The sequence below is a fragment of the Sulfitobacter indolifex genome, assembly GCF_022788655.1.
In the GTDB taxonomy this organism is placed as follows: Bacteria; Pseudomonadota; Alphaproteobacteria; order Rhodobacterales; family Rhodobacteraceae; genus Sulfitobacter; species Sulfitobacter indolifex.
On sequence record NZ_CP084951.1, the window covers coordinates 1,958,393 to 1,983,216 of the forward strand.

Below are 24,824 nucleotides of genomic sequence, written 5' to 3' on the forward strand. Positions count from 1 at the left end.
TTTGACAGGAGCGCAGTTCGTGATTTATAAATAGAACAAAATGTGAACATATGGATTCGTGCATGACAACAGATTCTTCATATGGGCAGGTCCTTACCCTGCCACGGCGCAAGCCGTCGACGCCCCCAGAGCCGGGGGTGCTGGCCAGTCATGCGCCGCTGACGGATGTCTTTCCGACGGGTTTTGCCGCGCCCTCGGCCACCGGTTTTGTGCTCTCGCTGCTGCCCCAAAGCGCGGGGCCGGTGCTTTGGGTGCAGGACTTCTTGTCGCGGCGCGAGAATGGGGCGCCGTATACGCCCAGCCTGCGCGGTTTCGGGCTAGAGCAGCCGGTGCTGCTGGTCACGGTCAGCCATCCCCGCGACGTGCTTTGGACGATGGAGGAAGGGGCGGCCTGCGCGGGCCTCTCGGCCGTGATCGGCGAGGTGCATGGCGGGCCGGAGGTGCTGGATTTCACCGCCACCAAACGGCTGTCGCTCAGGGCCGAGGCGTCGGGCGTGCCGCTGTACCTCATTCGCAGCGGCGATCCGGGCGGCTTAAGTGCGGCGCGGATGCGTTGGCGCATCTCTGCCCTGCCCTCGCAAGCCCATCCGCAGGATGCCCAAGCCCCGGGTGCCGCACGGTGGGATCTCGACCTGTTTCGCGCCCGTGGGCATCCGCCGGGGCGTTGGGTGGCCAGCCATGACCCCGACAAACGCCAAAGCCCCCGCGCCGCAGATCGTCTCCGTCTGGTTCCCTATGCTGACGATGGAGCGGTGGCGCCGGGTGATCGCCCAATACCGCAGCGTGCCGGGGAATGACGTGCCGGTCGTCCTGTCTCGCGACGGCAGCCATGGGCCGGTGGTGCATGGGCTGAGCGCGGCGGCTCAGGCGCGCGGGATCGATGCCGGCGCACGGGTGGTCGATGTTCAGGCCATTCACCCCGATCTGCATGTGGAACCTGCGGATCTGGAGGGCGACGAGGCGCTGATCCAACGGCTGGTGCATTGGGCGCGGCGCTGGTGCCCCTGGACGGCGCGGGACGTGGATCATGGGCTGCTGCTGGACGTCACCGGCTGCACCCATCTGTTTGGTGGTGAGGCGGCGATGCTGCGCGACATCCGGGCGCGCTTTGCATTGCAGGGACTGACGGCACGGGTCGCCATGGCCCCCACCCCCGGTGCCGCGCAGGCGCTGGCACGCTTCGGCTCCGGCGCGCAGATTTGCACCGCTAGGGATGTGGCCACCGCCCTCGCCCCCCTGCCCGTCGTCGCCCTGCGGCTCGATGCCCAGACCACGCGGCTCTTGGACCGTCTGGGCCTCAAGACCATCGGCGCGCTGAGCGATCTGCCCCGCGCCGCGCTCATGCGCCGCTTCGCCAGTCTCAAGCCTGCACGCAACCCGCTGATCCTGCTCGACAAGGCCTTGGGTAAAGCATCGGACCCGCTGAACGCCCCGCCGGATCACCGCCACTTCATGACCCGCAGCCGCCTGCCCGAGCCGGTGATCGACCCCGCCCCGCATCTGCCCGCGCTGGTGGATGACCTCTGCACCCTTCTGGCCCGCGCCGAACTGGGCGCACGGCGGCTGCGTCTGACGATCTACCGCATCGACGGCGATTGGCGCGCCCTTGGGGTGGCCACGGCGCGGGCCAGCCGCGACCCATCCCACCTGCGCAGGCTGTTCGACGGCAAGCTGGAGAACATCGACAGCGGCTTTGGTTTCGATCTGCTGACGCTGGAGGCGTTGGCCTGCGAGCCGCTGTCGCTGATCCAAGACCACCTCGAAGGCAAACGCGACCCGTCGGCGGATGTGGCAGGGCTGCTCGACCGTCTTGCGGCCAAACTGGGGGCGGACAAGGTCAGCTGGCCCGATTGGCAAGAGAGCCACAGGCCCGAGCGGGTGGAGCGCCGTGTCGATGCGCTGCAAGGCACGCCCGCCGCAGCACCCACCCTGCTGCGCGACCGCCCCCTGCGCCTGCTGACCCCGCCCGAGGAAGTGCGCGTGATCTATGCCGTGCCCGAAGGCCCGCCCTCGCAATTCAACTGGCGGCGCGTGACCTATAAAACCATGCGCCACGCGGGGCCGGAGCGCATCGCGCCCGAATGGTGGCGCGACCGCCCCGGCACCCGTCTGCGCGATTATTATAAAGTGGAGGTCGAAGGCGGCCAGCGCTTCTGGCTCTACCGTGAAGGGGTAATCCACGATGGCCGCGGGGCCGAGCCGCGCTGGTTTCTGCATGGGATGTTCGCCTGATGCCCGAGCAGGAGGGACATAAGCGCCGGACGCTGGGCGAGGACGGGTTCAGCGCACCGCCCCGTGCGGAATATGTGGAGTTCGGACTGGCCAGTTGCTTTTCCTTCCTCCGCGCCGCCTCGGACGCCGTCGATCTGGTCGAGACGGCGCATTACCACGGCTATGACAGCCTCGGCATCGCGGATCACAACACGCTGGCGGGCGTGGTGCGGCTGCATGTGGAGGCCGAAAAGGCGCATATTCGCCCGCTGATCGGGGCACGGCTGGTGCTGCTCTGTGGCACCGAACTGCTGGCCTATCCGCAAGACCGCGCCGCCTATGCGCGGCTCTCGACGCTGCTGTCGGCGGGCAAGATGCAATCGGTGGACGGCGAATGGCAGCAAAAGGGCGAGACCCATCTGACGCTGGAGATGCTGGCCCAACACGCCGAAGGGCTGCACCTGATCGTCATGCCGCCCGAGAACCTTGATGTCTTTGCCGCTGGCCTGCCGCGCCTGGTCAAGGCGCTGCCGGGGATGCGGCATGTGGGCGCGAGTTTCCTTTACCGGGGCGATGACCGGGCGCGGATCAATCGGCTGGATGCGCTGGCCCGTGCGCAGGGTCTGACGATCTTGGCGACCAACGACGTGCTCTATCACGCCCGCCACCGGCGGCCCTTGCAGGACGTGATGGTAGCGATCCGCGAAGGGGTCATCGTGCCGAAAGCGGGCTATCTGCTGGAGGCCAATGCCGAGCGGCACCTGAAATCCCCCGAAGCGATGTGCCGCCTCTTTGCCGACTGGCCACATGCCATCGCCGCCACACGCAGACTGGCGGACCGGATCACCTTCAAACTCACCGATCTGGCCTATGAATACCCGCATGAGATCGTCCCCGAAGGCCGCACACCGATGGAGGAACTGTCGCGCCTCACATGGGAGGGCGCTGCGCGGCGTTATCCTGACGGCGTGCCCGAGGCGGTGGAAAAGACCATCCACAAGGAATTCGCCCTGATCGAAAGCAAGAAGATCGCCCGCTATTTCCTCACCATCTACGACATCGTGCGCTTTGCCCGGCAGGACGCGCAGCCGCCGATCCTTTGCCAGGGGCGCGGCTCGGCGGCCAACTCCGCCGTCTGTTTCTGCCTCGGCATCACCTCGGTTGACCCCGCCGTACACAACCTGCTGTTCGAGCGGTTCCTGTCGGAAGAACGCGACGAGCCGCCCGACATCGACGTGGATTTCGAGCACGAGCGGCGCGAGGAAGTGATCCAGTACATGTACGGCAAATATGGCCGTCACCGCGCCGGGCTTTGCGCCACCGTGATCCACTACCGCCCACGCTCGGCCATTCGCGAGGTCGGCAAGGCGATGGGGCTGTCGGAAGACGTCACCTCGAAACTCGCGGGCACGATCTGGGGCAGCTTTGAAGGCCAGATGGACGACGAGCGCACCCGCGAGGCGGGGTTGGACCTGTCGGACCCCTACCTGCGCATGGTGCTGACGCTGGCCAAACAGATGATCGGCATGCCGCGGCACCTGAGCCAGCACGTCGGCGGCTTTATCCTCACCGAACGCCCCCTGACCGAGATCGTCCCCATCGGCAACGGCGCCATGCCCGAGCGCAGTTTTATCGAATGGGACAAAGACGACATCGACGCGCTGCAAATCTTCAAGGTCGATATTCTGGCCCTTGGCATGCTCACCTGTATCGCCAAATGCTTTGATCTGATCGAGGCGCATTACGACCGCCCGCTGGAACTGGCCACCGTCCCGGTGGAGGACCATGAGGACGACGCCACTGGGCGGCCCACCTACGATATGCTCTGCAGGGGCGACAGTCTGGGGGTGTTTCAGGTCGAAAGCCGTGCGCAGATGGCGATGCTGCCGAAACTGCGGCCCCGCGTCTTCTATGATCTGGTGATCGAGGTCGCCATCGTCCGCCCCGGCCCCATTCAGGGCGACATGGTGCACCCCTATCTGCGTCGCCGTCAGGGCATGGAAAGCGTAGTCTACCCCGCCCCCGGCCCGGCCTATCCGCAGGACGAATTGTTCAGCATCCTCAGCCGGACGCTGGGCGTGCCGATCTTTCAAGAACAGGCGATGAAGATCTCCATCGACGCGGCACAGTTTTCACCGACTGAGGCCAACGAGCTGCGCAAGGCCATGGCCACCTTCCGCTCGCGCGGGACGATTGAAAAGCTGCAGGACAAGATGGTGGGCCGGATGACCAAGCGCGGCTATGACCCGGTCTTCGCGCAGCGTTGTTTTGATCAGATCAAAGGCTTTGGAGAATACGGTTTCCCCGAAAGCCATGCCGCGAGCTTTGCCAAGCTGGTCTATGTCTCAAGCTGGATGAAATGCCACTACCCGGCGGCCTTTGCCTGCGCGCTGCTGAACTCGCAGCCGATGGGGTTTTACGCGCCGGCGCAGATTGTGCGCGATGCGCGCGAGCATCAGGTTGAGGTGCGCGGCGTGGATGTGAACCTCTCGGATTGGAACTGCACGTTGGAGCCTTGTGGCGAGGGCTTTGCCCTGCGGCTGGGGCTGCGCATGGTGGACGGGTTGCAGGAGAAAGCCGCCGCGCGGATCATGGACCGGCGCGAGACGCCTTATACGGATGTCGAAGACCTCAAGACCCGGGCCGGCCTCGACGCCAAGGCGATCCGCCAATTGGCCGCCGCCGACACGATGCGCAGCATGGGGATCGACCGGCGCCAAGCGCTTTGGCAAAGCCAAGGGCTGCGCGACGCGCCTGCTCTGCCGATCTTTGACCATGCCGAGGCGGCGTCTCAGGGGCCGGAGCCTGAGGTGACGCTCCCGGTGATGCCGAAAGCCGAACAGGTGGTCGCCGATTACCAGACGCTGCGGCTCTCACTTAAAGCGCATCCGATGTCCTTTTACCGCAGCAGCCTTGCCGCGCAGGGGTTTTCCTCGGCCCGCGATTTGGGGCGGATGGGGCATGGACGGCGGGTCAAGCTCGCCGGGCTGGTGCTGGTGCGCCAAAAACCCGGCAGCGCCAAGGGCGTCTGTTTCATCACGCTGGAGGATGAATGCGGGGTCGCGAACCTTGTGATCTGGCCCAATATGTTCAAGCTCTACCGTCCCACGATCATGGCGGCGCGTCTGCTGGTCGTGGAGGGCCGCGTGCAGACCGATGGGCGGGTGATCCATGTGGTGGCCGATCGGTTAGAAGACCGTTCTGACCGGCTGGCGGCGCTGTCGGATGCGCCGATGCCCGGCATCACCACGCGGGGCGATCATCCGACCCATCCGCTGCCCGGTCAGGTGGCGATGCATTCCCATCCCCGCGACGCGCGCGTGATCCCCAAGTCGCGTGATTTTCATTAACAAATCTTCATGCTCTGGATGAAGTAAATCGCGCAAGAAGTTGAAATTCACACGAAACACATAAAGTAACCGTCACCAGTTGACCCCGCGACCCCGCCTCGCTAGCCTGCCCGCAATCCGTTGGGGTGCCGCAAGGCTGAGAGGTGAAAACCGACCCATCGAACCTGATCCGGGTCGTACCGGCGTAGGGAACGGAACCAAGCATCGGCCCCATGCGGCCCGTCGTTTATCCCGTATCCACATGCCCTTGGCCCATCTGACGAATGGGGGCCATATGGCGTTTCAAGCACTGACGATTGCGGGCTCTGACAGTGGCGGCGGGGCAGGCATTCAGGCCGATCTCAAGACCTTCAGCGCGCTTGGCGTTTACGGGGCCAGCGTGCTCACCGCCGTGACGGCGCAGAACACCCGCGCTGTGACCGGGGTCGAGATGATCTCTCCCGCGATGATCCGCGCGCAGATGGCGGCGGTATTCGATGATCTGGCGATTGGCGCGGTCAAGGTTGGCATGTTGGGCGATCCTGAGACAATCAATGCCGTCGCAAACGGGCTCGCCAATTGCCGCGCCCCCGTGGTGCTCGACCCGGTGATGGTGGCGAAATCCGGCGATGCGCTGCTTTCCCCCGAAGCGGTGGCGACCCTGTGCGACCGGATGCTGCCCCTCGCTCATCTGCTGACCCCGAACCTGCCCGAGGCCGCTCGGTTGCTCGACACGCAGGAGGCTACCGATGAAGCCGCCATGCTGGAACAGGGCCGTGCTCTGCTCTCGGCCGGTCCCGGCGCGGTGTTGATGAAGGGGGGGCATGGTACGGGGGAGACCTGTGTGGACCTGCTGATCACCACGGCCGAAACCCTACGCCTCAGCGCCCCCCGCCAGCACACCACGAACACCCACGGTACCGGTTGCACCCTCTCCGCCGCCATTGCCGCAGGTCTGGCGCGGGGGCAGACGCTGCCGCACGCCGTGCAGGCTGCGCACACCTATCTGCAACGCGCCATCGCGGTTGCCGACACCCTCAACATCGGCAGCGGCCACGGCCCGGTGCACCACTTCCACGCGATCTGGCACGATGAGTGACGTCACCGTCATCGGCGGGGGCGTTGCGGGGCTTTGGGCCGCGCGGGCCTGTCTGGCGCAAGGGCTGCGGCCTCGGTTGGTCGACCGCAAAGGCCCGCCCGGCCCGCATGGGTGTTCGTGGTGGGCCGGCGGGATGCTTGCCCCCTTTTGCGAAGGGGCGCTGAGCGAGCCTGCGGTCGTGAGCCATGGGAAGCGTGCCGCTGACATGTGGTCTGAAGTGACCGAGGTGACCCGACGCGGCACGCTGGTCCTTGCCCCCGAACGCGACCGCGCTGAAATCCAGCGTTTCGCGGCCCGAACCGAGGGCCATGCCGCCTGCGATGCGGACGCCATCGCGTCGCTTGAGCCAGACCTTGCCCCCCGCCACCGGCGCGGCCTGTTCTTCACCGACGAAGCGCATCTGAACCCGCGCCAAGCCCTGCATGATCTGACACAGGCGCTCGCTGGCGAGGGCGTGAAGGTCGAGACCACGCCCCTCACCCCATCGGAGGTCGCAGGCCCGGTGATCGACTGCCGTGGCATGGCCGCCAGCGCGGACCTGGCTGGCCTGCGTGCGGTGCGCGGCGAGATGATCCTGCTGCGCGCGCCTGATGTTACGCTCACCCGCCCGATCCGCCTGCTCCATCCGCGTCACCCGCTCTATGTGGTGCCGCGTGGGAGCGGGATATTCATGCTGGGCGCGACCCAGATTGAGAGCGCCAGCCGCGCCAAAATGACCGCGCGCTCGGCGCTGGAACTGCTCTCGGCGGCCTATGCGCTCGACCCGCGCTTTGCCGAAGGGGAGATCGTCGAGATGGGCGCGGACCTGCGCCCGGCTTTTGCCAACAACCTTCCCGGCATCGTGCAACGCAGCGCAGTGCTGCACCTTAACGGATTGTTTCGGCATGGGTTTTTGATGGCACCGGCCTTGGCCGAACAGGCTGCGGCCTTTCTTGCAACAGCGACAACGGGGGATCTATTCCGTGAAAATTGAAGTGAATGGCGAGGCGCGTGAGGTCGCGGCTTCTCAGCTTGATGCGGTCTTGGCGGAGCTTGGCTGGGGCGCGGCGAAAGTCGCCACGGCGCTCAACGGCACTTTCGTCCCCGCAGGCGCGCGGGGCGAGACGATGCTGAACGACGGCGACAGGCTCGAAGTGCTCAGCGCCATGCAGGGGGGCTGAGTGATGCGCGACTTTTACGGCACCACCCTGCCCCTGCCGCTGATGCTGGGCACCGCGCGCTACCCGTCACCGGCGGTGATGGAGGCCGCCTTTCGCCAGAGCGCCGCACCTGTCGCGACCGTTTCACTGCGCCGCGAACAGGGCGCGGGTCAGGCGTTTTGGGACATGGTGCGCGGGCTTGGCGTGCATCTGCTGCCCAATACTGCCGGCTGCCATTCGGCGCGTGAGGCAATCACCACCGCGCAGATGGCGCGGGAGTATTTCCAGACGAATTGGATCAAGCTGGAGGTCATCGGCCATGCCGACACGCTGCAGCCCGATCCCTTCGGGTTGGTCGAGGCCGCCGAAGTGCTCTGTGCCGATGGGTTCGAGGTGTTTCCCTATACGACCGAGGATCAGGTGCTGGCCGCGCGTCTGGTCGATGCGGGATGCCGTGTGCTGATGCCATGGGGCGCGCCGATTGGCTCGGGGCTGGGGCTGAACAATCTCCACGGGCTGCGGAGCTTGCGGGCGGCATTTCCAGATGTGGCAATGGTGATTGACGCAGGTCTCGGCCTGCCCAGCCATGCCGCACAGGCATTGGAGATGGGGTTTGACGCGGTGCTTCTGAACACCGCCGTGGCCGAGGCCGAAGACCCCGCCGCCATGGCCGAAGCCTTTGCATTGGCCTGCCGCGCAGGTGCGCTCGCCGCCGCCTCTGGCCCCATGGGGCAACGTGACATGGCTGTGCCCTCAACCCCTGTCATCGGAAAGGCTTGGCTATGAACCTGCCGCATTTTTATCCTGTCTTTGACAGTGCCGCATGGGTCGCGCGGGCGATGCCGCTGGGCGTGAAACTGGTGCAGTTGCGGATCAAGGACGCGCCTGAAGACGTGCTGCGGGACGAGATTACCATCGCCCTTGACCTCTGCCGCCAGCACGGCGCGCAGCTGGTGGTGAATGATCATTGGCAGCTCGCGATTGAGCTGGGGGTCGACTGGCTGCATCTGGGCCAAGAGGATCTGGATACCGCCGACATCCCCGCGATCCGCCGCGCGGGGATGAAGCTGGGCCTGTCGACCCATGACCATGCCGAGCTTGAGCGTGCGCTTGCCCTCGCCCCTGATTACATCGCGCTTGGCCCCGTCTACCCGACGATCTTGAAAAAGATGAAATGGACTGAACAAGGTCTCGACCGGCTGACCGAATGGAAGGCTCGGATCGGGGATATCCCGCTGTGCGCCATCGGCGGGATGAGTGTCGCCCGCGCGCCGGGGGCCTTTGCCGCTGGGGCCGATATGGTGGCGGCGGTCACGGATATCACCCTAAACGCCGACCCCGAAGCGCGGATGCGCGAATGGCTCGAGGTGACGGCATGAGCCGCTATGTCCGCCAGACGATCTTGCCAGAGGTTGGCGCGGAAGGCCAAGCGCAGTTGGCTGCGGCGCGGGTTCTGGTCGTCGGCGCCGGAGCGCTGGCGGTGCCGGTGCTGCAATATCTCGTCGGGGCCGGTGTCGGACAGATCACGCTGATTGACGGCGATGTGATGGCTGAGAGTAACCTGCACCGCCAGCCGCTCTACCGGATGAGCGATATCGGCCGGTTCAAGGTCATCGCCGCTGCTGAGGCCATGGCGGCGCTGAACCCCGAGGTCATAGTCACGCCCCGCGCCGAATGGCTCACCCCTGCCAATGCGCCCGCGCTGGTAGCGGATTGCGATATCGCGCTGGATTGCGCGGATACGTTCGCGGCGAGCCTGACGCTGTCGGATGTGGCTTTGGCGGCTGGTAAGCCGTTGATATCGGCGTCGGCGCTTGGGCTTTCGGGCTATGTTGGCGGCTTCTGCGGGGCTGCGCCTACCCTGCGTGCGGTCTTCCCTGATCTGCCACAGACAGCGGCCACCTGCGCCACGGCGGGCGTCTTAGGGCCGGTGGTGGGCCTGATCGGCGCGGCGCAGGCCCAGATGGCGCTTTCGGTGCTGCTGGGGCTGTCGCCCTCTCCACTTGGGCAGTTGATGATCTGGGATGCCGCGAACTGGCGCATGTCGGGCTTTCGTTTCGACGCCGCGCCCGAGCCTGAAACGCTGACGTCTTTTATAGCCGAATGCCAGATCACCCCTCGCGATCTGGTTATCGACCTGCGCACCGAAGCGCCCGCGCCTTTCTTAGCCCAAGCACGCCATGTCCCCCCTGAGGCGCTGCCAGACCTGCCGCTACCGCCCGACACATCGCGCATCGTGCTCGCCTGCCGCACCGGCCTGCGCGCCCATCATGCGGCCAACACCCTTCGCGCCCGCTGGCCGGGTGAGATCGCCCTACTGGCCCTGCCCGGCGCCTAACCCTTTCCTTAACAAACACTATATTGGAGCCTTTCCCTTGAAAAACATCCTCGTCCCCCTCGCCTTCACACTGATTGCCGCACCCGCTGTGGCCCAAGACAAGATGACCGTCATGCTGGATTGGTTCATCAACCCCGATCACGGGCCGATCATTCTGGCCGAAGAAAAGGGCTATTTCGCCGATGCAGGGCTTGACGTTGAACTGATCTCTCCCGCCGACCCGAATGAGCCTCCGCGCATGGTGGCGGCGGGCCGGGTCGATCTGGCTGTCTCCTACCAGCCGGAACTGCATCTGGCCCAGCGCGAAGGACTGGACCTGCGCCGCGTGGGTACGCTGATTGAGACGCCGCTGACCTGCCTTGTCGTGCGCGCCGCTGGCCCGGTGCAGGAGATGGCCGACCTTAAAGGCCGCAAGGTCGGCTTTGCCGTGGCGGGCGTACAAGAGATGCTGCTGGACGCGATGCTCAGCAACAATGGCGTGGCCCCGTCGGAGGTTGAGCAGATCAACATCGGTTGGTCGATCTCGCCCGCGCTGATGTCGGGCCAAGTCGACGGGGTGATCGGTGCGTTCCGCAATTTTGAGCTGAACCAGATGGCGATCGAAGGCCATGAGGGGCGCTGTTTCTATCCCGAAGCCGAAGGCGTGCCCGCCTATGATGAGCTGATCTACGTCGCTCATGCTGACGACATGAACCGCGATATGATTGCGCGTTTCCTGAGCGCCACCGAACGGGCCGCTGCCGATATCGTGAATGATCCGACCGGCAGCGGGGAGACCTTCTTTGCCTCCGACGCCGAGCTGCGCAATGAGCTGAACACCCGCGCATGGCAAGACACATGGCCCCGTTTCGCCACCCGCCCTGCCGCCGTGGACCATGGACGGTATGACCGGTTTGAGACCTTCATGCTGGAAAGCGGTGTGGTTGAGGCAACGATCCCCGCCGCCGATCTGGTGGTAGATGTAACCGCGAAGGTCGGGCAATGACCGCCCCCGATTACGGTACAGCTTTCGCCGCGTGGCGTGGTGCTGCGGGGCAGGATTGGCAACGCTACACCCGACACGCCTTTGTCGAAGGGCTGCGCGACGGCACCCTGCCACAGGCAAGCTACCTACATTATCTGCGGCAAGATTACGTTTTTCTGATCCACTTCGCCCGCGCTTGGGCGCTGGCCGCAGCCAAAGCAGAGACAATAGATGAGATGGCCGCCGCCAGCGCCACTGTGCATGCGCTGGTCCATGTGGAAATGCCGCTGCATGTGCAAACCTGCGCAAGCCACGGCATTGACCGCACGGCACTTGAGGCCACAACAGAAGCACCCGGCAACCTCGCATATACCCGCTATGTGCTGGAGGCGGGGTATTCTGGGGATTTCCTTGATCTCATGGCCGCCCTCGCGCCCTGCGTGTTGGGCTATGGGGAGATTGGGCTGAGCCTGCGGGGCAATGACGGCCCCTATGCCGATTGGTGCGCTGTCTATGGGGGGGAGGAATACCAATCCCTGTGCCGGGATGTGGGGGCATTGGTCGATGGTGCAGTAGAGCGGCGTTTGGGGCCGGATTGGCAGACCTTGCCGCGCGCGACGACGCTACAGTCGCGGTTTGATACCGCCACGCTGCTTGAAGTGGGCTTCTGGGATATAGCGCTTTCGCCCATATCCACATGACCGCCCCCGCGATCCATCTTGCGGGTGTTTTGCAAGGGGCCAAAGCAGCTTTGATTGAACCCTTTGACATTACCCTGCCCGGCGGCCAATGGAGCGTGCTGCTCGGCCCCTCAGGGGTCGGGAAAACCTCGCTTTTGCGTTTGCTGGCTGGGCTGCCCTGTGCGGCACAGCTGCAAGGACAGATCATTGCAGAGGACGGCGCGCCCCTTACGCCGCGCGTGACAATGATGGCGCAGGACGACCAACTGCTGCCATGGGCTGGCGCATTAAAGAATGTCACAATCGCTGCCCGCCTGCGGGGAGAACGCCCCGACCTTAACCGCGCTGGGGCGCTTTTGACCGAGGTTGGATTGGGCGCAGAGACGGAACGCAAACCTGCCGAACTCTCTGCCGGTCAGCGCCAGCGCGTCGCCTTAGCCCGCACGCTCTTTGAAGGGCGCGACATTGTCCTGCTGGATGAGCCCTTTGCTGCGCTTGATGTGGTCACCCGCCATCAGATGCAGGGTTTGGCCGCGCGGCTGCTGGCGGGTCGGACCGTGGTTTTGATCACCCATGACCCTGCCGAAGCCCTGCGGCTGGCCGATCACGCATGGATCGTGGCGCGCCGCGGGATTTCGCCCTGCGCCCTGCCCTGCACGCCGCCCCCCCGCCGTATCGACGCGCCCGAAACCCTCGCCGCCCAGGCGGATTTACTGCGCCGGATGGGCCTTGCCTCTCCCGACAAGGTCGCCTGATGCCATTTGCCGGACATAGAGTATGGCGCGGCGCGGTCAGCTTTGCGCTCGCGATGGCAATTTGGCAGTTAGTGGTCACACTCAGTGGTGTGCCCCGTTTTATCTTGCCGGGGCCGTGGCTTGTGCTGCAAGCGCTGGGCGCGAATGCTGCGCTGCTGTGGCAAAACGCCCTTTGGTCAGCGGGCAACCTCGCGCTCGGCCTTGGAGTGGGGATTATTCTAGGGGTAGAGACAGCGGTGTTGCTGACGCTATCCCGCCGTGCGCGCTGGCTGTTGCGCCCGATGCTGGTTGTGGCGCAAGCCGTGCCAGTTTTCGCTCTCGCCCCTGTCATTACCCTCTGGCTTGGCTACGGCATGCCGTCCAAAATCGTCACTATCGCTCTTGTTACCTATTTCCCCATCGCCTCGGCTTTGTTCGACCGATTGATGGCGCTCCCCCCCGGCCTGAGCGATCTATCACGCCTTGCCGGGGCCAGCCGCTGGCGCGAAACGCTGTTGCTACGCCTGCCCCACGCCGTGCCGGGCCTGATCTCTGGCCTGCGCCTTGCTGTGGTCTATGGGCCGCTGGCGGTACTGATCGGCGAATGGGTCGGATCATCGCGTGGGTTAGGGCACCTGATGCTCATGGCCAATGGCCGTGGCCAGACGGCGCTGATGTTTGCGGCGTTGGTTGTGCTGGCGGCGCTGTCGTTGGTGTTGTGGGTGGTGGTAGAGGCGCTAGCCCGCTGGGCAGCGCGGCGATCTTATATCTAGCGGGCACAAAGCCAGTCAGCTTCGGCAGGACCAAGGGCAGTGCCGAATAGCGCCTGGGTTATCATCTCGCACTGCCGGTAAGCTAAGCGCCAGTTCGCGCAGCGGCTGGCCGTCCAGCGCAAGGTTTGGGGCGTGACCAAACTTTTCCACCGCTGCGGATAAGCTTGAGCATTTCGGTGCGCCCAACACGGTTTCCCTGCCTATGTAGTGGACGGCTAACATTTATGCGAAGGAGATGCGCTCCGCCGATTGCGGGGGACAGAGCGCAGCGATAGAGGTCTTCAAAGCTCCGCGAGCACCTTATCAATGGCAGTTGCGAGCATATCGACGAGACCCGAAAGCTCCGCCTCAGAGGCGATAAACGGCGGCGCTAACAGGATATGATCGCCAACACGGCCATCGCGTGCACCGGGCATGGGGTAACAGATCAAACCCTCGGCAAAGGCTGCTTTTTTGATCTTTGCCGCCACACCATATTTCGGATCAAACGGCGTTTTGCTGTCGCGATCCGCCACAAGCTCGACCCCCCGAAACAAACCGCGCCCACGGATATCGCCAACATGGGGATGCTGCCCCAAACGGGCTTCAAGCTGCTGTTGCAGATAGGTGCCGCGTGCCTTGACCTGAGGGATCAGATCATTTTCTAAAATCTCTTGCACCACAGCAAGGCCCGCAGCGGCGGCGACAGGGTGGCCAATGTAGGTATGACCGTGTTGGAAAAAGCCGGTGCCCTGCGCGATCGTATTGTAGATTTGCGAGGTGCAGAGCATTGCGCCAATCGGCTGATACCCTGCGCCCAACCCTTTGGCGATGGTCAGAATATCGGGGGCAATCCCATCCGCCTCGCAGGCATACAGATGGCCTGTGCGCCCCATGCCACACATCACCTCGTCCAAGATCAAGAGCACGCCATACTGATCGCAGATTTCGCGAATGCGTTTGAAGTATCCCGGCACCGCGGGCACCGCACCCAATGTGGCACCGACAACTGGCTCGGCGATAAATGCCATAACGGTTTCAGGCCCAAGTCGCAGGATTTCGGCCTCTAGCTCATTCGCGGTACGTTGGCCGTAATCTTCAAGGCTCTCGCCCTCTGGTCGCTCTGCATATTCGTAACAAGGGGCGATGTGGCTCATTTCAACGAGCAATGGCGCAAACTGCTGACGCCGCCACGCATTACCGCCAGCGGACAGGGCCCCGATGGTGTTGCCATGGTAGCTTTGGCGCCGGGCGATCAGGTGTTTGCGCGCCGGCTCTCCGTTTTCCAAATGGAACTGGCGCGCCAATTTGATAGCGCTTTCAACAGCTTCTGAGCCGCCGGATACGAAATACACACGATCCAGATCGCCCGGCGCATGCTCAATCAACAGATCGGCAAGCTGCTCGGCAGGATCAGAGGTGAAAAAGCTCGTATGGGCGAACGCCATTTGATCCACCTGCGCCTTCACCGCGTCGCGCACGCGGGCGTTTGAGTGGCCAAGGCAAGATACGGCCGCACCGCCAGAGCCGTCGAAGTACCGTTTTCCGTCTTGGTCGATCAAGAAACACCCATCTCCGGCAGTGGCTGTTGGCAGGGTCGCGTTGCAGTGGCGAGGAAAAACATGGCTCATGCGGGGTTTCCTTGAAGCAGTTCGCGCAGCGCCGCGACGGAACTGGCGTTGGTTTCATGAACGAAATTTTGGGAATTGCAGAGGCTGTTTTCAAAGCCGACACGCAGATCACCGCCCCGTTGCGCGGCAGCGGCCAAACAGGCGTGTTCCTGTGGCCCGAAAGCGCAGATCATCCACCGGGACGCGTCCGGCAGTGCTGCCAGAAACGGGTCAAGATCCGAAGGTTCAGAAATCTGGCCATCACTGTAGCGGCCTAGCACAAACAGCACCGAACCCTGCTTTGCCTCAGGCGCGGTGTGAATAATTCCACGCGATTGCCAGTCGCGCAGCAGCGCGATGTCGTCAGTGTTATAGAGGATATGTTGCACCTCTGTGCCCTGCTCGGCGCAAGTGGCATATAGCTTTTGTGCCATCTTAGGCGCGCGGGCGATCTCGCGGACAGAGATAGATGCCCAATCGGGACGCACCTTTGCGAGGCATTCAAACTGCGCGGCCACATCAAAGATACCTGCAGCTTCGGTTGTGATTTGCACGCGCATTGCGGGTACTTGCACCGCCAATTCGGCCAAAGCTTCCAAATAGCGTCCAGCATCAAGGGAATGCCCGCCCTTTGCATCTCGAACATGCAGGTGTAGCGCTTGCGCACCAGCGATCTGGCAGGATTTTGCCGTTTCAACAGTGTCTTGCAGGGTGACCGGCAAAGCAGGATGGTCCGCCTTGCCACGCCGCGCTCCGTTCGGGGCGACCATGATATAGCTGTGGTCCATGGATTAACCTTTCATGCGTGAACCGTCAGGATCAAACACCGGCCCTTCGATTACAGTTGTACCAAGCTCTAGCATGTTTTCGGCATCCAAATGGGCTGCGATACGTGCACTTTCTGGCCCCGTATTGCGCTCAACCAAAACAGCGTCAGTGACGCCCATTTTCGCCAGGTGATGCAACGTAGAACACCCCATTATACCGCCACCGATAGCGACGACTGAGGCGTGAGACGGAAGAGAGCTGGCCATCAGCGGCTCTTGAAGAAAGTCTGTGACTGTCGCGTAGGCCCGGATGGGCAAACATTCATTACATCCTGTCTGGCCACAAAAACAGTTTCAGTCAATGCTTGGAAAAAAGAACGTTTGTTTTCACTTCTTTCATTGGACATAGTGGCACCTGTTGCGCCTCCGGCTCCCTCTAACCTCAAGGCCATTGATATGGACCCTACCCTGAAAAACCGTGTTCTATCAGACCTGAAGACGATCCTGCCGGATTTGCCCCGCGGCTTGCGGACGGCGGCAAAATATATTGTCGATCACCCATCCGACTTTGGCTTAGATCCGATCCGCGAAACAGCCCGCAAAGCTGGGGTAAGCCCCTACACCCTCGTACGACTGGCAGAGCGGATAAGATTCAGTGGCTTTGAAGAGCTGCGCGAACCCTTCCGCCATGCTCTCGTCTCCTCCGCCGCGGCGGTTGAGCAGCCAGATTGGGTCGATGCGTTCAAAGAACACGGGCCCCTCGGGCAGGTCCAGGCCACAGCGGCGCACAACACGCTCGCGATTGTGCAAAGATCACTGCAACGGCAAATCCCCGAACAATTGCAGCGGATTGTGAAGCTACTTTTCGAGGCAGATACCGTGTATCTAACCGCCACCCGCGCCAGTTATTCGATGGCCTACTACCTACATTATGTGGGCAGAATGGCATTGCCGAGCTTGCAATTGATCCCACGGCATATGACCAGCCCAATTGATGATCTGAACTCAGCAGCAGAAAACGATGTGATGATCGCTATCACATTCACCCCCTATTCCCGTGAGACGATTGAAGCCTGTCGGTTCGCGCATAGCAAAGGCGTCAAGTTGATCATGATCTCAGATAGCGAGATCGTAGACACGCAATTTACGCCAGATGAAACCCTGATCGTCTCGGTCCTCTCTCCGCATCATTTCGGGTGCTACGCTGGTGCAATGGCCGTGATTGAAACCCTCATCGCCTTGCTTGTGGATCATGGAGGTGAAGAATCCAAAAAACGAATCAAGTCATATGAAGACCTGCGTAAAGGCACACAGGCCTATTGGGTGGCCAAAAAAAAACGTTAGGCATCAGAAGGGCATCGTCTGATTGTACGTGCGGGATCGAGCGGGGCGAACCGCCATGCTTTGGTCATGGCCCATCCTCTGTCCACTTTTCTTCGAGGGAGAAGCGACGGACCTACGCTGCGTGACCGTATAACGCTGGCAATCAACCATTCTTGCAACAGATTTAGTCTTACAGCGCTCTTGCCGACCTCGTTATCATAAAGGACATCCAGACCATGTCGAACAAAGCTCTTTTCAGGCCGGCCATCGCGTCCTTTCTGCTTGCCACTGCCGCGCTGGCCCCTGCGCTCTTGTCTGCGCAGAATGCCGCGGTTGACACCTCTGCCGCGGTAAAGGCAGCGGGCTGGGCCGACAACGTCACCATCACCATGGATGCCGATGCCAACACGTTCCGTTACCAATCCAATGGCATTCCTAGCCATGGGTTCGCGGAAAAATACTTGATCCCCAGTGACCCGACCGATCAGCCTTTCAAAGACAAGCCAGCCGAATTCTTCGATGTCGTTAATTCCGCAGAGTATTTCACAGAAACCGAGGTCGACACGACCATCACCACGCGGCCAGTCTTAGTCGAGAATACGACGGAGACTTCACTGGGGCGCATCGGCGTGGCGCTCAGCGGCGCGCAGCTTTTCAATGATTACGAGGACATGGAACGCGCAGTCGTGGCGCAGGACGATCAGGTCATTCACGATCATGTGCCGTTTCTGGACGAATGCAACGGGCACACACTCGTTAACGGGTCCGACTATCACTATCATGGCATTCCGGTCTGCATCTCCGAAGCATTGGGCCAGCCGGGCGAACATTCGGTCATGATCGGCGTGTTGGAAGATGGCTTTCCGGTGTACAGCAATCAGGGCGAAGGTGGCGTCATCGTGACGAACGCCGATCTGGACGCCTGCAGCGGCCACGTTGGCGTGACGCCAGAGTTTCCCGAAGGCATCTACCATTACCATCTGACGGCGGACGAGGCCCCTTACATGATCGATTGCTACCACGGCGCGATCGAAGTGGCGGAGAGAGGGCCCGGTGCCGGAGGCCGCCCTGACTTTGCGGCGGTGGCCGCGCAGTTGGGCATCGCGGAAGTCGAATTGATGAACGCCCTCGGCACATCAACGCCGCCCGACTTCGCAGCTGCGGCTCAGGCGCTGAAGATCAGCGAAGACGATCTACGCGCTGCCATGCCTGGCCCAGGTCAGTAAGGCTAGAGGTCCTTATGCCCCTCGTTTATCAAACAAGGTGCGTTGTTTTTTCTTGAAATAGGTCCAGGCAATAAAGCGACTTGTTTTTTGCCCCTGTGCCATTTCGACGACCTTATATTCAGCAACCCGCGCTTTGCCCAAGATTCGATGGAGCGGTTGAAGATTGTCCTTTTTTGACACCAACGAAGTAAACCACAGGCACTGTTTGGCGAAGTCCATGCTCTCAGCAACCATGCGTGCGATGAACTTTATCTCGCCACCCGGGTACCAAAGCTCAGCGTCTCGGCCGCCAAAGTTGAGTTTGGTTGAGCGTCCTTTGCCAAGGCTCGCCCACTTGCGTTGGGTGCCCTTGTTCGCCTGCTCTTTAGATCCGTGAAACGGTGGATTACACATGGTGACGTGAAAGACATCGTCGGGCTGGATCACGCCGCGAAAGATGTTCTCAGAGTTATTCTGTAGCCTAAGGTCAATGTCCAACTTGTTGACGTCACGGATTTGACGTGCCGATTTAATCGCGTTTGCGTCAACATCGACGCCCGTAAAACGCCAGCCATAAGCGCTCTGGCCTATCAGGGGGTATACCAAGCTCGCACCGGTGCCGATATCCAACGCCTTGATATGGCGTCCCCGAGGGGCTTCTTGGAGGTTATTATCTTTAGCAAGCAGGTCCGCGAGATGGTGAATGTAGTCGACACGGCCAGGTATCGGAGGGCAGAGATACCCAGCCGGGAAATCCCAAAATTCGATATCATAATGCGTTCTTAGCAAGGCCCGATTTAGCATGCGAACAGCCATCGGGTCTTGGAAATCAACCGTCGACTGACCGACGGGATTTTTGATCATGAAGGCCTCAAGCTCAGGTGTCTGGACAACCAACCGCTCAAAATCATAGCCATCTAAGTGCAGATTGCGGGGGTGAAGCTTTGTTTTACTGGCCATGGGGCCCCTTTGTTCAAGTTTGGAGGGCGTCACGGGCCAGAGGGCTTTTTGAGTTTAAGCTTTCAGGTGCAAAGAGTAAAACTATCGTTGTGGCAAATCTTCAGGCGCCGCGGCGGTACGGCCGCACCTGCGCGATGCAATATCACGCATTTAGGTCGCGAAGCTGACTATGGCCATCCCCAAAATTGCGGTAATCCGGCAGCTTCTTTCGCACCTACGGCCCCGAGCCAACATTTTTTGCATCCGTTTACTGTGATGTGCCCAGACCAAACCTAAGTCGACCATTCAACTGCCGTAACTTAATTCCATTTGGGGCCGCATCCGTGGGCCCAAGCAGTTCAACTGGGATTGTCGTAGGGTGCAGTCCAGTTCAGGGCATCAGTCCGCGAGTAAAGCTTCCTGAACATCATCATCCCACCCCAGAAAGAACCTGTCGTTGTCACGGATTACTGGGCGGGCCATTACTTTGGGTTGGGCCGCGATCTGCGCCTCTGCCTCCGAATTCTTCAACCAGTTATTAAGCGCGCGGTAGTCATTTGACTTGCGGTCCACAAGCCGGTCTCCGAATTCTACGATCAACTTCGACAGTTCCGCCTCGCTCAACGGCTCCGACCGAACATCACGAAAAATGACGTCAATTCCCTTCGCTTCTAATGTTTTGCGGGCCCTCTGACAGATTGCGCAAGTCTGTAAGCCGTAGATCATCATGGCGTAATTCCCTTTAAGCATCGATCCCGTAGCCTCATGCATTGATGTGCGCAACACAACCATCCAAACAGCCATATGCGTCAGCTAACGGGCATGCTCGACCGGTTCTGTCGCGTCATAGCCCTTGCGCTGGCTTAAAGGAAAGCTTGCAACAAGGTGTTTCCACCGCCATTCAGTCGGGAATGACCCATTCATCAGCTCAGCACGCAGTTTCATTAGCCACTCTCGGTTGGTCAACGTTTTTTGACGAGCAAGTGGAGCCCGGCGAAGCCGAGCTTGCGCCCATGCGCATCGCAACCGTCCACCGAGACCGGGTCACTGCGATGTCTGAGCATGGCCCAATGAGGCTGAAACTTGCCGCACAGACGAATACGACGGATTTCGCCGTGGGCGACTGGGTTCTGGTGGCGCGCGAAACCCGGCTGCTGGTCCGGCGTCTCACGAGACGGATGCAGTTACAGCGCAAAGCCGAAGGCCGGCGACAAGCGCAGCTTATTGCAGCGAATGTCGACACTCTTTTGATCGTCACATCGTGCAATGATGATTTCAATCCGGCACGATTGGAGCGGTATCTGGCGTTGGCAAACGAGGCTGGGGCGGTCCCTGTGATCGTCCTGACCAAGATCGATCAGACCGCAGAACCCGCACGGTATCTTCGGCAGGCGCAAGCCCTTCAAACCGATCTGGATGCCGTCATGCTGAACGCAAAATCACCTGATGCAGCACTCACATTGGCGCACTGGTGTGGTCCAGGGCAGACCGTCGCCCTTGTCGGGTCGTCCGGGGTCGGTAAGTCGACTTTGCTCAATACGCTGTCGGAGAAGTCTCCCGAGGATGCACAGCCAACAGGTGCCATTCGCGCGGCGGATGCGAAAGGGCGGCATACAACCACCTCGCGATCGCTCCATGCCATCGCCGGTGGCGGCTGGGTGATCGACACGCCGGGAATGCGAACGCTGCATCTGAGCGATGTCTCAGCCGGGCTGAACACTCTGTTTGCAGAGATCGTCGAGCTTGCGTCGCAGTGTCGCTTCCGCGATTGCACACATGCTCATGAACCCGGTTGCGCGGTTCAGGCTGCCACCGCCGATGGGACGCTCGATCCGGCCCGCCTTGACCGGTGGCGTAAGCTTACGGAGGAAAACTCAACCAATACGGTCATCCAGACCGGACCTCGCGGTAACAAGGTTACGAAGACCCCTGGCAAACGCCGCTGACGCGCTTTCGGCCCTAACCTGCCGTTCGCCTCGTGTCTGAGCGCTGCGGTGCCGCTTCACCAGATCGGCCATTCTTTTATCTTGCAGCATTTTCGGCCGGTGAAGGTCGGCAGAGTGGGACGATGCACCATTTCGCTGCAGTTTCGCCAAGGTCCGCTTTGGTGATCAGAGCTGGTCAAAATCGGTCGCTTTCGCCGATGACGTATGAGTTTTGGCCGCCAGATGCTCCAAGGTGTAGCTAATGCGCCCTCGCTCCCCCCCCTCTTGATCTTATGCGTCCAGTACGGCGGCAGCTTTCATGGTGTTTTCCAGGCGCGCGATGAAGCTTTGGGCAGTCAGCCCTTTCAAAAGCGTTTCACGCGCAGTGCGTCTGATTTGGTCGCGCTGTTCCGTGTTCTGCAACACTCCGGTACAGACTTCTTCGAGGTTGCTGTAATCCCAGGCCACCGGAAGATAGGTTTCACCAGGTATAAATATATCCGGATAAGTAACCACATGGGACATGTCCGGTTTTATCAGAATGCTGCCACAGAGGATGGCTTCAAAATCCCGCCAGCAGAGTTCACCATAGCCGAACGGGCTAAGCGTAAGCCAAGAACTGAGCATCTCATTGTAATATTCTTGCTGGGGCACTCGGTTGTTGGGCGCATGCACGCGCATCTTACCCTCAAGGGCGCGCATGGCCTCTACTGCACCATTGCGCATACCGTAGATCCAATTATCGGGCGTGACGCTGGCGCGGCAGGAGATGTCGATCGTCTTAGGTTTGCATAAACTTTCTGCGGAGATATCCCGAGAAAGGTCGTAGATTTTGTCATCCAGCCCAATGTTCCAACCCAATACGATCTTGGCGATTTGATCGTCGTTGAGGGGGTCAGTCTCGGAGATGATGTTGTCGCTAAAATCCACACCGAAGGTCTGATGTGCGTAGTCGGTCAAGTTGGTCTTACCGTGGTAGCTGCGCTTATACGCCTTCAAGTCAGAAAACTTGTGCTTTTTGATATAGGTATCACAGGCATCTATCACTTGCGGCCAGATCACACATTGATCGTCATCGCCGTCAAAAACCAAGCATTTCGCGCCCGCCGCCCGTGCCGCGTCAAACAAGGTTTGCGCAAGCGCCGCTGCCTTGTCGGCGGGCGTGTCAAAGGCCAGCTTCAATCCAACGGCGGCATAGCCAGACAGTTGTTCCTTGCTGATCGACGCAATTCGGTCTGTGGAACCAAACTCAAAAATCAGGCCTAGTTCGGCCGCAATCGTCTGACGGAACCGACGCAGGGGGGCAAATTGTTGTTCGCTGGTCCCCTTCATGCCGTCACTGAGAAGTAGAACCCTGCGGGATTTGCGCCCGGACACAGAGGCCCGTTTAACAGCAATGCGTGTGGCAACGCCTGTATCTAGCAAAGAACGTATCGCACGCCTTGATTTGCGCACGAGTGGCGAAGGCACGCCAGCGTCTGAGCTTAGGGTAAGTTTGGACATATCTGCCTCTGATCGGAATAAAGGGCATTGGCACATAGAAAACCATGCTAGGCAACTTTAAGCTGTGTAGGCTACACACTGTTGCGGGGCTAGGGAGTTTATTCATATGCACATTGGAATGGCAGGGGCAGGATTATCCTGCGCCGTGATCGGGCGGAGCCTTGCTGAGAGTGGCCATAAGATCACGATGTTTGAATCGCGCTCTCATATCGCTGGGAATTGTCACACGGAGCGAGACCCAAAATCTGGCGTGATGGTGCACGCCTATGGCCCTCACATCTTCCATACAAATGATGATGAAGTCTGGGAGTACGTCAACCAGTTCATGAGCTTTAAACCCTACGTAAACCGGGTTAAAGCGACGACAAAGGGCAAGGTGTTTTCGCTCCCGATCAATCTGCTGACGATCAACCAATTCTTTGGTTCCACGATGTCGCCTAACGAAGCACGTGAATTTATCGAAGAACGTGCAGACACATCCATCAAAGAGCCACAGAACTTTGAAGAACAAGCCCTGAAGTTCATCGGGCCGGAACTCTATGAAGCCTTCTTTTTAGGGTACACGCGTAAGCAATGGGGCAAGGAACCCACAGAAATTCCAGCCTCAATCTTAAAGCGGCTGCCGGTGCGGTTCAACTATGACGACAATTACTTCGCCCACCGTCACCAAGGCATGCCGGAGCATGGCTATACGTCGATGGTCGAGAATATCCTCAATCACCCCAACATTGAGGTGAAACTGAACACGAAATTGGACCCCTCTGATGTCGAAGATTATGATCACGTTTTCTGGTCGGGCCCGCTAGACGCCTATTTCAAGCACAAGTTCGGACGTTTGCAGTACCGCACCCTGGACTTCGAGCGCATCGAGAAAAGCGGCGACGCCCAAGGTTGCGCGGTAATGAATTACACCGATGAAGAAGTGCCTTGGACTCGGATCACAGAGCATAAGCATTTCAGTCCGTGGGAGGCGCATGACAAAACAGTTCTGTTCCGCGAATATAGCCGTTCCTGTGAACCCGACGACATCCCGTATTATCCGATCCACCGCACCGATGGAGATACGCTGTTAGAACAGTACCAAGAGGCCGCCGCCGCAGAGGAAGGCGTAACCTTCATAGGACGGTTGGGGACCTATCGGTATATGGATATGGATGTCACGATCCGTGCGGCCTTGGACACTTTGGCAGAATGGCGCGGTGCCCACGCCAGCTAAGGCGCATGAGCTTCAGCACCATGGAATATTCCAAGAGAACTCGCGGCAGGTGAACACGAAACGTCTTCGGTCTTCGATACACCAAAGCAGGCCTCAGGAGTGTTTGCCTAGAAATACAGAACTCAGCGGCAAGAGGCCGCTGAAAGGCCAGACCATGGCCTACAAATTGCGAAGCAACCCCGGCAACCGACTGGGCAGATACGCAGACAAGATTGAAGCAGCCCGAGAACAGGCGCTGTCAGACCAATGCGAACCAGTCTCTGTTCTCCAGCAACCTCAATCTGTTAGGCTGCGCAGAGACCGCGCCACTCGGTAAGAGCAGCGGCACGGTTCAGCTTGAAATTTGATCGGCTGTAAAGGTGGCGCTCCGCGTTGAAATGGTGGTGGACTGAGCCATGAACGGCGGCGAATTTCTGTAAAGTTTGCATGCGTCTAAAGCGAAGCATGGCCCGCTCTCTTCGCCTAAATGGTTGGCGTGAATCCTCAGCGCGATTATTGAGCCATCGGCCGGTTTCCTGTTTATCGACATTGCCCACGACCTTCATCGCCGCGCAGTAGGAACGTAGCTTATCGGTGACGAAGATCTGTGGTCGACCATGACGTTTCATTGTTCTTAGTAAGCATTTCAATGCTGCCTTTCGATCTCGGCGCTTTGTGACAAAGCTTTCCAGGACTTCCCCCTCGTGATCCACAGCCCGCCAAAGGTAGTGCGTCTCGCCGTTGATCCTCACGAACACCTCGTCCAAGTGCCACCGCCAATTTGAATATGCGTGCATCTGGCTGACCCTATTCTTGCCGATCTCTGCGGCAAACGAAGGGCCAAATCTGTTCTACCAAAATCGAACCGTCTCATAACTGATGTCGATGCCGCGTTCGTTCAAAGGTCCTCCACGTTCCGGAGCGAAAGTGGAAACCTAACATACATCATCACGGCCAAGCGGATGATCTCGGGGCTCGTCTAGAAAAAACAAAAGAGGGAACGTATTGTCTTACACAGAAGCTAAGTGCTCGCCCTGCCCGCCTCAACAAGTTCTCTTTCGACAGCGCCGATGCCACCGATACCGGATCGTTTCATGGCAGACATTTCAAT

At 60.5% G+C, this 24,824-nt stretch carries 24 protein-coding genes, 1 pseudogene and 1 riboswitch; of the genes and pseudogenes, 17 read left to right on the forward strand and 8 right to left on the reverse strand.

The window, feature by feature from the left end:
• The first annotated feature begins 62 nt into the window (after nt 1–62).
• The 13 genes from DSM14862_RS09565 (at nt 63) to DSM14862_RS09625 (ending at nt 13,267) form a co-directional block, all read left to right on the forward strand.
• The gene (locus DSM14862_RS09565; protein WP_131541679.1) at nt 63–797 is read left to right on the forward strand and encodes an ImuA family protein; all 735 of its coding nucleotides are present in this window, start codon (nt 63–65) and stop codon (nt 795–797) included.
• Nucleotides 745–2,232: a Y-family DNA polymerase gene (locus DSM14862_RS09570; RefSeq protein WP_007120061.1), complete on the forward strand. Its 1,488-nt coding sequence runs from the start codon at nt 745–747 to the stop codon at nt 2,230–2,232. The genes DSM14862_RS09565 and DSM14862_RS09570 overlap by 53 nt, the downstream gene beginning before the upstream one ends.
• Complete coding sequence (locus DSM14862_RS09575) at nt 2,232–5,561, forward strand: error-prone DNA polymerase (RefSeq protein WP_007120062.1); 3,330 nt, start codon at nt 2,232–2,234, stop codon at nt 5,559–5,561. Before DSM14862_RS09570 ends, DSM14862_RS09575 begins: the two co-directional genes overlap by 1 nt.
• A 111-nt stretch (nt 5,562–5,672) precedes the next feature.
• A riboswitch (TPP riboswitch) is annotated at nt 5,673–5,769 on the forward strand.
• A gap of 66 nt (nt 5,770–5,835) precedes the next feature.
• On the forward strand, nt 5,836–6,639 hold the full coding sequence (thiD, locus tag DSM14862_RS09580) for a bifunctional hydroxymethylpyrimidine kinase/phosphomethylpyrimidine kinase (RefSeq protein ID WP_040701317.1): 804 nt from the start codon (nt 5,836–5,838) through the stop codon (nt 6,637–6,639).
• On the forward strand, nt 6,632–7,612 hold the full coding sequence (locus DSM14862_RS09585) for an FAD-dependent oxidoreductase (RefSeq protein WP_007120064.1): 981 nt from the start codon (nt 6,632–6,634) through the stop codon (nt 7,610–7,612). Before thiD ends, DSM14862_RS09585 begins: the two co-directional genes overlap by 8 nt.
• The gene (thiS, locus tag DSM14862_RS09590) at nt 7,602–7,799 is read left to right on the forward strand and encodes a sulfur carrier protein ThiS (protein WP_007120065.1); all 198 of its coding nucleotides are present in this window, start codon (nt 7,602–7,604) and stop codon (nt 7,797–7,799) included. The genes DSM14862_RS09585 and thiS overlap by 11 nt, the downstream gene beginning before the upstream one ends.
• Before the next feature lie 3 nt (nt 7,800–7,802).
• Nucleotides 7,803–8,564 (forward strand): thiazole synthase, encoded by a 762-nt coding sequence (locus tag DSM14862_RS09595; protein WP_007120066.1) that lies wholly within the window; start codon nt 7,803–7,805, stop codon nt 8,562–8,564.
• Complete coding sequence (locus tag DSM14862_RS09600; protein ID WP_007120067.1) at nt 8,561–9,157, forward strand: thiamine phosphate synthase; 597 nt, start codon at nt 8,561–8,563, stop codon at nt 9,155–9,157. Before DSM14862_RS09595 ends, DSM14862_RS09600 begins: the two co-directional genes overlap by 4 nt.
• Nucleotides 9,154–10,116: a HesA/MoeB/ThiF family protein gene (locus DSM14862_RS09605; protein WP_007120068.1), complete on the forward strand. Its 963-nt coding sequence runs from the start codon at nt 9,154–9,156 to the stop codon at nt 10,114–10,116. Before DSM14862_RS09600 ends, DSM14862_RS09605 begins: the two co-directional genes overlap by 4 nt.
• Nucleotides 10,117–10,153: 37 nt before the next feature.
• On the forward strand, nt 10,154–11,101 hold the full coding sequence (locus DSM14862_RS09610; RefSeq protein WP_007120069.1) for an ABC transporter substrate-binding protein: 948 nt from the start codon (nt 10,154–10,156) through the stop codon (nt 11,099–11,101).
• The gene (locus tag DSM14862_RS09615) at nt 11,098–11,781 is read left to right on the forward strand and encodes a TenA family protein (RefSeq protein WP_007120070.1); all 684 of its coding nucleotides are present in this window, start codon (nt 11,098–11,100) and stop codon (nt 11,779–11,781) included. Before DSM14862_RS09610 ends, DSM14862_RS09615 begins: the two co-directional genes overlap by 4 nt.
• Entirely contained in the window at nt 11,778–12,515 is a 738-nt protein-coding gene (locus tag DSM14862_RS09620) for an ABC transporter ATP-binding protein (RefSeq protein WP_007120071.1), read from the forward strand. Before DSM14862_RS09615 ends, DSM14862_RS09620 begins: the two co-directional genes overlap by 4 nt.
• Nucleotides 12,515–13,267 (forward strand): ABC transporter permease, encoded by a 753-nt coding sequence (locus DSM14862_RS09625; protein ID WP_007120072.1) that lies wholly within the window; start codon nt 12,515–12,517, stop codon nt 13,265–13,267. The genes DSM14862_RS09620 and DSM14862_RS09625 overlap by 1 nt, the downstream gene beginning before the upstream one ends.
• Nucleotides 13,268–13,548: 281 nt before the next feature.
• On the opposite strand, the gene DSM14862_RS09630 is transcribed toward DSM14862_RS09625, so the two are convergent.
• Genes DSM14862_RS09630 through DSM14862_RS09640 form a run of 3 tightly spaced genes read right to left on the reverse strand, consistent with a single transcriptional unit; the run spans nt 13,549 to nt 15,890 of the window.
• Entirely contained in the window at nt 13,549–14,877 is a 1,329-nt protein-coding gene (locus tag DSM14862_RS09630; protein WP_007120073.1) for an aspartate aminotransferase family protein, read from the reverse strand.
• Nucleotides 14,874–15,644 carry a BKACE family enzyme gene (locus tag DSM14862_RS09635; protein WP_007120074.1) on the reverse strand — a complete coding sequence of 257 codons (771 nt, stop codon included), beginning with the start codon at nt 15,642–15,644 and terminating at the stop codon, nt 14,874–14,876. The genes DSM14862_RS09630 and DSM14862_RS09635 overlap by 4 nt, the downstream gene beginning before the upstream one ends.
• A 3-nt stretch (nt 15,645–15,647) precedes the next feature.
• Nucleotides 15,648–15,890, reverse strand: coding sequence for an FAD-dependent oxidoreductase (locus DSM14862_RS09640; protein WP_243254228.1), 243 nt, complete (start codon nt 15,888–15,890; stop codon nt 15,648–15,650).
• 189 nt (nt 15,891–16,079) lie between these two features.
• Here DSM14862_RS09640 and DSM14862_RS09645 point away from each other — a divergent pair, with 189 nt between their 5' ends.
• Both DSM14862_RS09645 and DSM14862_RS09650 read left to right on the forward strand, forming a co-directional pair.
• On the forward strand, nt 16,080–16,967 hold the full coding sequence (locus DSM14862_RS09645; protein WP_007120076.1) for a MurR/RpiR family transcriptional regulator: 888 nt from the start codon (nt 16,080–16,082) through the stop codon (nt 16,965–16,967).
• Between the two features lie 215 nt (nt 16,968–17,182).
• On the forward strand, nt 17,183–18,172 hold the full coding sequence (locus DSM14862_RS09650; RefSeq protein ID WP_007120077.1) for a YHYH protein: 990 nt from the start codon (nt 17,183–17,185) through the stop codon (nt 18,170–18,172).
• A gap of 12 nt (nt 18,173–18,184) precedes the next feature.
• Here the strand turns inward: DSM14862_RS09650 and rlmF are convergent, their stop codons facing one another.
• From rlmF to DSM14862_RS21800, 3 genes are all read right to left on the reverse strand, one after another.
• A complete protein-coding gene (rlmF, locus tag DSM14862_RS09655) occupies nt 18,185–19,111 on the reverse strand; it encodes a 23S rRNA (adenine(1618)-N(6))-methyltransferase RlmF (RefSeq protein WP_007120078.1) in 927 nt (308 codons plus the stop codon).
• 378 nt (nt 19,112–19,489) lie between these two features.
• A complete protein-coding gene (locus DSM14862_RS09660; protein WP_007120079.1) occupies nt 19,490–19,819 on the reverse strand; it encodes an arsenate reductase family protein in 330 nt (109 codons plus the stop codon).
• An 84-nt stretch (nt 19,820–19,903) separates the two neighbouring features.
• The gene (locus DSM14862_RS21800) at nt 19,904–20,035 is read right to left on the reverse strand and encodes a hypothetical protein (protein WP_279291261.1); all 132 of its coding nucleotides are present in this window, start codon (nt 20,033–20,035) and stop codon (nt 19,904–19,906) included.
• On the opposite strand from DSM14862_RS21800, the gene rsgA reads away from it, so the two are divergent.
• Entirely contained in the window at nt 20,002–21,036 is a 1,035-nt protein-coding gene (rsgA, locus tag DSM14862_RS09665; protein ID WP_007120080.1) for a ribosome small subunit-dependent GTPase A, read from the forward strand. The genes DSM14862_RS21800 and rsgA overlap by 34 nt on opposite strands.
• Before the next feature lie 270 nt (nt 21,037–21,306).
• Here the strand turns inward: rsgA and DSM14862_RS09670 are convergent, their stop codons facing one another.
• A complete protein-coding gene (locus DSM14862_RS09670; protein WP_040701321.1) occupies nt 21,307–22,518 on the reverse strand; it encodes a glycosyltransferase in 1,212 nt (403 codons plus the stop codon).
• 106 nt (nt 22,519–22,624) lie between these two features.
• On the opposite strand from DSM14862_RS09670, the gene glf reads away from it, so the two are divergent.
• Nucleotides 22,625–23,734, forward strand: coding sequence for a UDP-galactopyranose mutase (gene glf, locus DSM14862_RS09675; RefSeq protein WP_040701323.1), 1,110 nt, complete (start codon nt 22,625–22,627; stop codon nt 23,732–23,734).
• 284 nt (nt 23,735–24,018) lie between these two features.
• Here the strand turns inward: glf and DSM14862_RS09680 are convergent.
• Nucleotides 24,019–24,662 (reverse strand): annotated as a pseudogene (locus DSM14862_RS09680) (IS6 family transposase).
• Nucleotides 24,663–24,824 lie beyond the last annotated feature (162 nt).